Consider the following 10,217-nt stretch of genomic DNA (forward strand, 5'->3'; position numbering starts at 1 on the left):
GAGTCCTAGAAGATCAGCAGCGCCCCGCACACCGCCAGCGCGACCGTGCACAGCACCGCCGCCGTCGCGTGCCGGGGCGCGAGCGCCGCCGGTTCCGGGCTCGTCGCGAGGGCGTGGATACGGCGGTTGGCGACCGCGAGGAACCCCAGCCACAGCACACAGCACAGGGCGCACACGACGATCCGCGGCGCCGAGACCCCGCCGTGCAGGGCCGTCTTCACGGCGAGCACCGCGGCGACGGTGCCCGCCAGGGTCGTACGACGCCATGCCAGCCGGGTCCGCTCCGGCTGGAGCCCCGGGTCCCGTGCCGGCGGCGAGGTCACCCCTGCCACCCGACGAGCACCACCACGACCATCGCGAGCGCCACGACCGCGACCACCACGCTCAGCACCGCCGGGAACCGCGAGACCGGCAGATCCTCGCCCCGGCGCATCGCCCGCTCGCAGCGCACCCAGTGGTTGACCGCGCGCAGGGAACACAGCACGCCCGCCGCGAGCAGCGCGAGGGCGAGCCCGACCCGCCAGCCCCAGCGCAGGTCCGGCAGGAACTGGTCCACCGCGAAACCGCCGCCGATCAGCGCCAGCGCGGTCCGCAGCCAGGCCAGGAAGGTGCGCTCGTTCGCCAGCGAGAACCGGTAGTCCGGAGTGCCGCCCTCCCGCCGGATCTCCTCGGGCGCGAACCACAGCCGGACGTTCCGTACGAATTCGATCACGCCCCGGACCCTACGCCCGGTGTGCCCGCAGCCGCTCGTACGCGGCAAGACCGTCCGGCACCCACTCCCAGTCCGCGAGGTGCGCCTCCACCTCCGGCTCCGGCAGGAAGGCGTGCCAGGCCACCTCCTCCACCTGCGGGCTCACCGGCAGCTCGCAGCGCACCTCGTACACGGCCGACCACCAGCTGTGCCCGGCGCCGTCCTCGTAGAGGAACTTGAAGAGGAACCCCGGCTCCGGCAGCCCGGACACCCCCAGCTCCTCCTCGGCCTCCCGCAGGGCCGCCTCCTCGTAGGACTCGCCCGCGCCGACGACTCCGCCCACGAACATGTCGTACAAGGAGGGGAAGACCAGCTTGGTCGGGGTGCGGCGGTGCACGAAGAGGCGGCCGTCGGCGTCCCTGGCCTGGATGAACACGCATCGGTGCCGCAGGCCCTCGGCGTAGACGCGGCCGCGCGGGGCCTCGCCGATGACCTGGTCGTTCTCGTCGACGATGTCGAGGATCTCGTCAGCTGCGCTCATGGGGCCCATCCAAGCAGGGCCCGGTCGTCAGCGCCTGTGTCAGACGCTCGGCTGGAGGCTGTGCGCCGGTTCCCGGACCCTCGCGCCGGACGGCATCGCCGGGTGCAGGCCGAGCAGGACGATGCCCGCGACGATCGCCGCGAGCCCGGCGGCCTCCCAGGCCAGGGCGCCCACGTCGGTGCGCAGCCGGTCGCCGAGGAAGCCGACCCCGCAGGCGATGCCGGCCAGCGGCTGGGCGGCGGTCAGGGCGGGCAGCGACATCCGCAGCGAAGCGGTCTCGAAGGCGCTCTGCACCAGCACCAGACCGGTGACACCGAGCGCCAGCACGGCGTACGGCTGCCAGCCGGTGAGCACCTCGGTAAGGCCGCCCTCGCTGAAACGCTCGCCGGTCACCCGGGTGAGGGCGTCCTGGACGCCGTAGAGAAGACCGGCCGCCGTGGCGAGCAGGACCGGTCCTGAACCGAGCCGCGAGCGCTTGGCGTAGCCCGTGAGCAGCAGGGCCGCGCCGACCATCACGCCGATGATCAGCCACTGCCGGAACGGGTCCGTCAGCGCGGTGCCGCCGGTCGGCTCGCCGGCCACGATGAAGGCGGTCACGCCGCCCGCGAGCAGCAGCAGACCCAGCCAGCCCTGGCGGCCCAGGGACTGCTTGGTCTGGCGTCGGGACAGGGCCATCGCGAAGAGCAGGTTGGTCGCGAGCAGCGGCTCCACCAGGGACAGCTCGCCCTGGCCGAGCGCGATGGCGCCGAGCGCCATGCCGACCACCATCAGGCCGATACCGCCGAGCCAGCGCGGTACCTTCACCAGGTCCAGCAGGATGCGCGGGGAGAGGAAGTCGCTGAGGGGCGCCTTCTGGGCGGCGTTCTGCTGGAGGACGAATCCGAAGCCCAGGCAGCAGGCGGCGCTCACGGCGAGAATCAGAACCTGAAGCGACACGCGGCGTTCCTCGATCGTTGGGCCGGGGCTCGGGGGGCGTACTGCGTAGTGGCCGACTGTAGCGTCCCGGGAGCCGGCGCGCCCCTGGGAGCGATGGACTTCCCGCCATGGTCCGTGCTCGGCACCGAAAAAGCCATGGCGTACGCCACAGGTCCGGTCCAATTCGGGTCCTGGACGTCGTACGGACCCTGCCAACACGTAACAAGTGCCCCACCAGGCACAGGAGTTGACGCGAGTAACGCACCGATGGCACTTGACGCGAAGTATTGGCGGGGGGTTGGCTGTGCGTGATCGCTCGATGGCAAAACGAAACCAGACGACGACCCGCGTCGCGTGAGGATGTTCCAGCGGTGTCTCCACCCCCGCCACCCCTGGGCCGCGGCCGCAAACGTGCGGCCCACAGCCTGGACGGCGCCCTCGACGACCTCGAACTCACCGCCGCGCGGGCGGCGTTGGCGCAGGGTCGGTGGCAGAGCGTCCGCTCCCTGCTCGCGCACACCGCCGACGACTGGGACCGCCGCGGCCATCGGGTCACCGTCCTCGCCCAGGAGGCCCACAGCGCCCCCTGGGCCCGCGAGTGGCTGCTCGCCGAGCCCGAGTCGGCCGAAGCCCGGGTTCTGCTCGCCCTCGCCCAGGTGCAGCGCGCCCTGCGCGGCAAGGAGAAGCCGGACCGAGCCCGAGAGGCCTGCCACACCGCGGCCGCGCACGCCCCGGCCGACCCCACCCCCTGGCTCGGCCTGCTCATGCTCACCCGGGGCACCGGCACCGAGGAGGAGGCGCTCAAGCTCTTCGAGGAGGTCCGCCTCCGGCATGCCGACCACCACCACGCCCACCATCTGATGGTCGCCCGGCTCGCCGAACGCCACGCCGCCGCGGGCCCGGACCCACTGCACGAGGTCTACGACTTCGCCAACGGCGCCGCCGAGCGCGCCCCCGCCGACTCCCCGCTCGCGGTCCTGCCGGTCATCGCGCACGCCGAGCGCTACCGCGTGCTGGCCGCCGCCGGGCACGAGTCCCCCGACCCGGCCGCCTCCGGGCACTGGGTCGGCCGCCGGGCCCGCCAGGTGATGAAGGCCGCCTTCGACTGGTGGCTGGAGTGGGAGCACGAGGGCCACCCGCGCCGCCTGGTCGACCTGAACTTCCTCGCCCACGCCAAGTTCTGCGAGGGCCGGGGCGCCGAGGCCGCCGCCCTGTTCCACCGCATCGGCGAGCACGCCACCCCGGCTCCCTGGTCGTACCCGGACCGCGATCCCTACCCCGCCTTCCGTGCCGCCCGCGACAGCGCGCTCGGCACGGTGTGACGCGCACCCGCCCTTCCACCCCCGTAACCCCCGAAAGGACGACCCGCGATGACGACGGGCAGTTCGAGAACGACCAGTCCCTCCACCGACAGCGGCGGCATCAGCACGTTCAAGGGCCAGGACCGGGCCCTGCGCGCCGACCGGCTCGGCACGACCGGTCTGCTGCTGTCCGTGCTCGCCGCGACGGCACCCCTCATGGTCGTCGCCGGTGTCATGCCCACGACCTTCGGGGTGATGGGCATCGTCGGGCAGCCGCTCCTCTTCGTGATCCTCGGCGTGGTGCTCGCCCTCTTCAGCGTCGGGTACGCCGAGATGAGCCGGCACGTGCACAACGCCGGCGCCTTCTACGCGTACATCTCCCGCGGCCTCGGGGGCACCGCCGGCTCCGGCGCGGCCCTGGTCGCACTGGTCGCCTACAGCGCCCTCCAGGTCGGCATCTACGGCATCTTCGGCTTCGAGGTCTCCGGCCTGTTCGCCACCTACCTGGAGATCGAGCTCGCCTGGTGGATCCCGGCGCTGCTGGCCGTGCTGTTCGTCGGCGCGCTCGGCTGGCTGAAGATCGACCTCAACGCGCGCCTGCTCGGCGTCCTGCTCCTCATCGAGGTCGCGCTCGTCGTGATCTTCGACGTGGCTGCCCTCGGCGACCCCGGCCCCGAGGGCCTGTCGCTGCACGCCTTCAACCCGGACACGCTCAGCGGCGCCGGTATCGGCACCGCCCTGTGCTTCTGCGTCGCGGCCTTCCTCGGCTTCGAGCAGGCGCCCGTGTACGCCGAGGAGACCAGCCGCCCGCACGTCCTCGTGCCGCGCGTGATGTTCCTGGCCATCGGCGGCATCGCCGTCTTCTACACGGTCAGCTGCTGGGCGATCACCGTCGCCACCGGCCCCGACGCGGTCGTCGGCACCGCCCAGGAACAGAGCGCCGGAATGCTGTTCTTCCTCACCGAGGGCGTGCTCGGGGAGACCTTCACCGATGTCCTGCACGTGCTCTTCGTGACCGGCATGTTCGCCGCGATGGTCAGCTTCCACAACGTCGTCGCCCGCTACGCCTTCGCCATGGGCCGCGAGGGCCTGCTGCCCGCCGCCTTCGGCCGCACCAGCAGCGCGAGCGGCGCCCCCGGCACCGGCTCCCTGCTCCAGACGGTGATCGCCCTGGTGGTGGTGGCCGCCTTCGCGCTCGCCGACGACAAGCCGACCGGCGACCCGACCGCGGCCGTGCTGCACCTGTTCACCTGGATGGGCAACGTGGGCGCGCTCGGCGTCACGCTCCTGATGGCCATCGCCTCGGTGTCCGTCGTGGTCTTCTTCGTCCGCCGCGGCGCCGCGGGCAGCCAGTTCTGGCGGCTGGCCGCCGCCGGACTCGCGACCATCGCGCTGCTCTTCATCGTCGTCTACACGGTCAAGGACTTCGACGTCCTGGTCGGCTCGGGCCCCGGCTCGTCCCTGAACTGGATCCTGCCCGGCATCATCGCCCTCGCCCTGGTCGTCGGCCTGGTCCAGGGCCTCGTCCTGCGCTCCCGCAACCCCGAGGCGCACGCCCGCATCGGCCTGGGCAACGAGGCGTTCCAGCTGGAGAAGGCGGCGGAGACGTCGCACTGAGATTACGGAACTCTGACGGGCACCCGCGGCCCCTGGCCCGCCCGCGCCGTGGGTGCTCGAATGAACAGGTGAACTCCGAACAGCCCGAGGAAGGCGGTATGCCGATCGGCCGCCGCGTCCTCCTCGGCACCCTGGGCCTGGGCGCCCTCGGCGTGGTCACCGCGCCCGTCCTGCAACGCGGCATGGAGTCCTTCCTCGCCGGTGCCGCCGAGAAGGACCCCACAGGCCTGACAGGACTGCTCCCCAACGGCGGCGGCTTCCGCTACTACTCGGTCGCCTCCTCGGTGCCGCGCAAGAACGCCGGGAACTACCGCCTCACCGTCGACGGCCTGGTCGACCGCCCGATGTCGTACACCCTGGCCGATCTGCGCGCCCTGCCGCAGACCCGCATGGTCCGCGACGTCCAGTGCGTCACCGGCTGGCGGGTCCCCGGCACACCCTTCGAGGGGGTGCGCCTGTCCCGGCTCCTGGACGCCGCGGGAGTGCGCCCCTCGGCCGGGGCGGTCCGCTTCACCTGCTTCGACGGCGTCTACACCGAGAGCCTCACCCTCGACCAGGCCCGCCGCTCCGACGTCCTGGTCGCCCTGCGCATGCAGGACAAGGACCTCGGCCACAGCCACGGCGGTCCGGTCCGCCTCTATGTGGCCCCCATGTACTTCTACAAATCGGCCAAGTGGCTCTCCGGCATCACCGTCACCGAGGACGTGCGCCCGGGCTACTGGGAGGAGCGCGGCTACGACGTGGACGCGTGGGTCGGCCGTTCGAACGGACGCGACGATGAGCCTACGAGCTGAGGCCCCGCCCGCCACGAGGCTCCGCCGGTTCGACCGGACGACACGGTGGGTCCACCGCACGACGGCCGCGCTGATGCTGACATGCGTGGCCACGGCGGCCTGCCTCTACGTCCCCCAACTCGCGGAGCTGGTCGGCAGACGCGAGCTGGTGGTCCGCATCCACGAATGGACGGGTCTGGCTCTCCCCGTCCCGCTCCTGGCGGGCCTGGCCTCCCGAGCCCTACGAGCCGACCTCGGCCGGCTGAACCGCTTCGGCTCCCACGACCGCCGCTGGCTGAGAGCGGCCCTGCGCCGCGACCGCACCCCCGGCTCCCGCCCGGCGGCGAAGTTCAACGCGGGCCAGAAGATCTACGCGTCCTGGATCGCCGGCGCCACGCTGGTCATGCTCGGCACCGGCCTGATGATGTGGTTCACCCACCTCACCCCGCTGATGTGGCGCACCAGCGCAACCTTCGTGCACGACTGGCTGGCCCTGACCATCGGCATCGTCCTGGCAGGCCACATCGGCATGGCCCTGGCCGACCCGGAGGCCCGCCGCGGCATGCGCACGGGGTCGGTGAGCCGGGAGTGGGCGGAGCGGGAGCATCCGCTGTGGCGGCCGTGAGTCACGGGCACTCGGATTCCCGGCGGACCCTCCCGCTCACGTACTCCTCCAAGTCCCTTGCCCGGGAAGTCACCTGGGCCCGCCCTCTCCTCGGTGTCGAGGACAGGGCGGGCCCAGGAGTGCCGTACGGCCGCTAAATCACCAAGGACAACAGCAGGACGATACCGCCCGCGACCACGGAGATGATCGTCTCCATCACCGACCAGGTCTTGATGGTCTGCCCGACGTTCAGCCCGAAGTACTCCTTCACCAGCCAGAAACCGGCGTCGTTGACATGGCTGAAGAAGAGCGAGCCGGCGCCGATGGCGAGGACCAGCAGGGCCGTCTCACCGGTGGACATGCCCGCCGCGAGCGGCGCGACCAGACCCGCCGCCGAGACCGTCGCGACCGTCGCCGAACCGGTGGCGAGACGGATCGCCACCGCGATCAGCCAGGCCAGCAGCAGCGCGGGGATCGACCAGTCCTCGGAGATGTCCAGGACCATCTGACCCACACCGGAGTCGATCAGCGTCTGCTTGAAGCCACCGCCCGCGCCGACGATCAGCAGGATGCCGGCGATGGGCGCGAGGCCCTTCTCGACCAGACCGGAGACCCGGTCCTTGCCGAACCCGGCGGGCCGCAGCAGCGTGAATATGCCGAGCAGCACGGCCGCGAGCAGCGCGATCAGGGGGGAACCGATCACGTCGAAGACACGCTGCGTGGTGTTCTCGGGGTCGTCGATGATGATGTCGACGAGCGCCTTGGACAGCATCAGGACGACCGGCAGCAGGATCGTGGCGAGCGTGGCGCCGAAGCCGGGACGCTTCTCCAGGTCCTCGGACGCACGCTGCGGGATCATCCCGTCGGGGGCCGGGACGTCCACCCAGCGGGCGGCGAAGCGGGAGAAGACCGGACCGGCAATGATCACCGTCGGGATCGCGACCAGGACGCCGAGCCCCAGCGTGACACCCAGGTTGGCCTGCACCGCGTCGATCGCGACCAGCGGACCGGGGTGCGGCGGGACCAGACCGTGCATCACGGACAGACCGGCGAGCGCCGGGATGCCGATGCGCATCAGCGAGTAGTTGCCGCGCTTGGCGACCATCAGCACGACCGGGATCAGCAGCACCACGCCGACCTCGAAGAACAGCGGCAGACCGATCACGGAGGCGATCAGCACCATCGCCCAGGGCATCGACCGGCCGCCCGCCTTGGCGAGGATCGTGTCGACTATCTCGTCGGCGCCGCCGGAGTCGGCGAGCATCTTGCCGAGGATCGCGCCGAGGGCGATCAGCACGCCCACACCGGCGACGGTGGTGCCGAGCCCGGTGGTGAAGCTGGTGATGGCCTTGTCCAGCGGCGCCCCGGCGAACGCGCCCAGCGCCAGCGACCCGATGGTCAGCGACAGGAAGGCGTGCAGCTTGAACTTGGTGATGAGCAGGACGATGACGGCGATGCCCGCCAGCACGGCGATGCCCAGCTGAGCATGACCGGCCGAGGTGATCGGCTCGACGGCGTCCGCTGCCAGCACCTCGACGTTGAGTCTGGTCACGGGAGTATCCCTTGCGGTTTACGGGGGGTTGGGGAGGGGGCGTGGGGGGTTACGGCGTCGGGGCCGACGGTGCGTCGAGGGCGTCCAGCGCGGCCATGGCGCGCGCGGTGATCTCCTCGGGCGTGCCCGAGACGTCCACCACGACGCCCGCCTCGTCCGCCTGAAGCGGCTGGAGCGTGGCGAACTGGGAGTCCAGCAGGGCCGTGGGCATGAAATGGCCCTGCCGCTGCCGCATCCGGTTCTCGATCAGCTCGCGGTCGCCGGCGAGGTGCACGAACACCACCCCGGGAGCGGCGGCTCTGAGCCGGTCGCGGTACGACCGCTTCAGCGCGGAGCTGCTGACCACCCCACCAAGACCCGTCCGCTCGTGCGCCCAGGTGCCGATGGCATCGAGCCAGGGCCACCTGTCCTCGTCGTCGAGCGGGATGCCGGCCGACATCTTGGCGATGTTGGCCTGCGGGTGGAAGTCGTCGCCCTCGGCGTACGGGACGCCGAGCCGGGCGGCGAGCAGGGGACCGATCGTGGTCTTGCCCGTTCCGGCGACGCCCATCACGACGACGACGTGGGGGGTACGCATCACTGCCTCGCTGTCTTCCTCGACATACGACGTCGACTTCTGACGTCGGCCGGGACACTGAAACTCATTAGGTACGACGAATTCAAGAGGCTGTGACAAATAAGTCTGACTTTTTCTTCCCGTGAGCCGCCCCGTACGCTGTGAGCATGAGCACAACGGGCCGGGGGCTGCACGGACATGTACTCGAAACCCTCGGCCCCGCGATCACCGCGGGTGAGTACCCGCCGGGCAGCGTGCTGCGCACCGACGAGCTTGCTCAGCAGTTCGATGTGTCACGCTCCGTGATGCGCGAGGCGGTGCGCGTACTGGAGTCGATGCACCTGGTCGAGTCCCGCCGCCGGGTGGGCGTGACGGTCCGCCCCAAGTCCGAGTGGAACGTGTACGACCCCCAGGTCATCCGCTGGCGTCTGGCCGGTGCCGACCGCCCCCACCAGCTCCGCTCGCTCACCGTGCTGCGCTCCGCCGTCGAGCCGGTCGCCGCGGGCCTCGCCGCGAAGAACGCCACCGCCGAGCAGTGCGCCGAACTCACCGAGTGCGCCCTGGGCATGGTGGCCAACTCCCGCGGCCATCAACTGGAGGGCTACCTCTTCCACGACATCGCCTTCCACCGGGTCATCCTGAACGCCTCCGGCAACGAGATGTTCGCCCGCCTCGGAGACGTCGTCGCCGAGGTCCTCGCGGGCCGCACCCATCACGAGGTCATGTTCGAGGACCCCGACCCCGCCGCCGTCACCCTGCACGTCCAGGTCGCGGAGGCGGTCCGCGCCCGCGACGCCGCCCGCGCCGAACACCTGGTCCGCGAGATCACCGTCGGCGCGCTCCAGGAGCTGGACATCCTGGCGCCCGGAAAATAGGCGCGCACCGGGCCGGCCGAGGACGGTACGGTCCCGAAGTGCTTGATGAAGACGGCTACTTCGGAGAGAAGATCGCGGCCGGATACGACGACGGCTCGGCGGACATGTTCCGACCGGACGTCGTGGACCCGGCAGTTGACGTCCTGGCCGGTCTCGCAGGGGACGGCCGGGCGCTCGAACTCGGCATCGGCACCGGCCGGATCGCCCTGCCGCTCGCCGCCCGTGGCGTGCCGGTGCACGGCATCGACATGTCCCGGGCCATGGTCGCCCGACTCCGGGGGAAGCCCGGCGGGGACGGCGTCGGTGTGACGATCGGCGACTTCGCGACGACCCGGGTGGAGGGCCAATTCACCGTGGCCTACCTGGTGTTCAACACCATCAACAACCTCACGACACAGGACGCCCAGGTCGACTGCTTCCGCAACGCCGCCGCCCACCTGGCCCCCGGCGGCTGCTTCGTGGTGGAGGTCGGCGTGCCCGAGCTGCGCAGACTGCCGCCCGGGCAGAGCGCCGTACCGTTCCGCATCACCCCGACCCAGTGGGCGTTCGACACCTACGACCCCGCCACCCAGGCCATGAGCTCCAACTACGTCACCATCGTCGACGGACGCGCCGAGCACTGGTCGCTGCCGTTCCGATACGTCTGGCCGGCCGAGCTGGACCTGATGGCCCGGCTCGCCGGACTGCGGCTGCGCGACCGTTGGGAGGACTGGAACCGGGCGCCCTTCACCGGCGAGAGCACCCGGCATGTGTCGGTGTGGGAGAAGCCGGGCCCCTAGGCCCTGGCCTAGT

The 10,217-nt window shown here is 71.4% G+C and carries 12 protein-coding genes; 6 read left to right on the forward strand and 6 right to left on the reverse strand.

What is annotated here, in order from left to right; genetic code table 11:
- Positions 1-5: 5 nt before the first annotated feature.
- Genes H4N64_RS17445 through H4N64_RS17460 form a run of 4 tightly spaced genes read right to left on the reverse strand, consistent with a single transcriptional unit; the run spans position 6 to position 2,168 of the window.
- Positions 6-323, reverse strand: a complete 318-nt coding sequence (locus H4N64_RS17445; protein ID WP_186283253.1) for a DUF202 domain-containing protein — start codon at positions 321-323, stop codon at positions 6-8.
- Positions 320-712 carry a DUF202 domain-containing protein gene (locus H4N64_RS17450; protein WP_186283254.1) on the reverse strand — a complete coding sequence of 131 codons (393 nt, stop codon included), beginning with the start codon at positions 710-712 and terminating at the stop codon, positions 320-322. Before H4N64_RS17450 ends, H4N64_RS17445 begins: the two co-directional genes overlap by 4 nt.
- 10 nt (positions 713-722) lie before the next feature.
- The gene (locus H4N64_RS17455) at positions 723-1,232 is read right to left on the reverse strand and encodes an NUDIX domain-containing protein (RefSeq protein WP_186283255.1); all 510 of its coding nucleotides are present in this window, start codon (positions 1,230-1,232) and stop codon (positions 723-725) included.
- A gap of 39 nt (positions 1,233-1,271) precedes the next feature.
- Positions 1,272-2,168, reverse strand: coding sequence for a DMT family transporter (locus tag H4N64_RS17460; protein ID WP_186283256.1), 897 nt, complete (start codon positions 2,166-2,168; stop codon positions 1,272-1,274).
- Positions 2,169-2,518: 350 nt separating this feature from the next.
- Between H4N64_RS17460 and H4N64_RS17465 the strand changes: the two genes are divergently transcribed.
- From H4N64_RS17465 to H4N64_RS17480, 4 genes are all read left to right on the forward strand, one after another.
- The gene (locus H4N64_RS17465; protein ID WP_186283257.1) at positions 2,519-3,469 is read left to right on the forward strand and encodes a hypothetical protein; all 951 of its coding nucleotides are present in this window, start codon (positions 2,519-2,521) and stop codon (positions 3,467-3,469) included.
- Positions 3,470-3,517: 48 nt separating this feature from the next.
- On the forward strand, positions 3,518-5,065 hold the full coding sequence (locus tag H4N64_RS17470) for an APC family permease (RefSeq protein WP_186283258.1): 1,548 nt from the start codon (positions 3,518-3,520) through the stop codon (positions 5,063-5,065).
- Between the two features lie 68 nt (positions 5,066-5,133).
- Positions 5,134-5,859, forward strand: a complete 726-nt coding sequence (locus H4N64_RS17475; protein WP_186283259.1) for a molybdopterin-dependent oxidoreductase — start codon at positions 5,134-5,136, stop codon at positions 5,857-5,859.
- On the forward strand, positions 5,843-6,463 hold the full coding sequence (locus H4N64_RS17480) for a cytochrome b/b6 domain-containing protein (protein WP_186283260.1): 621 nt from the start codon (positions 5,843-5,845) through the stop codon (positions 6,461-6,463). Before H4N64_RS17475 ends, H4N64_RS17480 begins: the two co-directional genes overlap by 17 nt.
- A 133-nt stretch (positions 6,464-6,596) precedes the next feature.
- On the opposite strand, the gene H4N64_RS17485 is transcribed toward H4N64_RS17480, so the two are convergent.
- Both H4N64_RS17485 and H4N64_RS17490 read right to left on the reverse strand, forming a co-directional pair.
- The gene (locus tag H4N64_RS17485; protein WP_186283261.1) at positions 6,597-7,994 is read right to left on the reverse strand and encodes a GntT/GntP/DsdX family permease; all 1,398 of its coding nucleotides are present in this window, start codon (positions 7,992-7,994) and stop codon (positions 6,597-6,599) included.
- 49 nt (positions 7,995-8,043) lie between these two features.
- Complete coding sequence (locus H4N64_RS17490) at positions 8,044-8,571, reverse strand: gluconokinase (protein ID WP_186283262.1); 528 nt, start codon at positions 8,569-8,571, stop codon at positions 8,044-8,046.
- Positions 8,572-8,717: 146 nt separating this feature from the next.
- On the opposite strand from H4N64_RS17490, the gene H4N64_RS17495 reads away from it, so the two are divergent.
- Together H4N64_RS17495 and H4N64_RS17500 are read left to right on the forward strand one after the other, a co-directional pair.
- Entirely contained in the window at positions 8,718-9,425 is a 708-nt protein-coding gene (locus H4N64_RS17495) for a FadR/GntR family transcriptional regulator (RefSeq protein WP_186283263.1), read from the forward strand.
- Between the two features lie 38 nt (positions 9,426-9,463).
- The gene (locus tag H4N64_RS17500; RefSeq protein WP_186283264.1) at positions 9,464-10,204 is read left to right on the forward strand and encodes a methyltransferase domain-containing protein; all 741 of its coding nucleotides are present in this window, start codon (positions 9,464-9,466) and stop codon (positions 10,202-10,204) included.
- Positions 10,205-10,217: the final 13 nt, after the last annotated feature.

The sequence above is a fragment of the Streptomyces cupreus genome (assembly GCF_014257025.1).
GTDB classification, from domain to species: Bacteria; Actinomycetota; Actinomycetes; order Streptomycetales; family Streptomycetaceae; genus Streptomyces; species Streptomyces cupreus.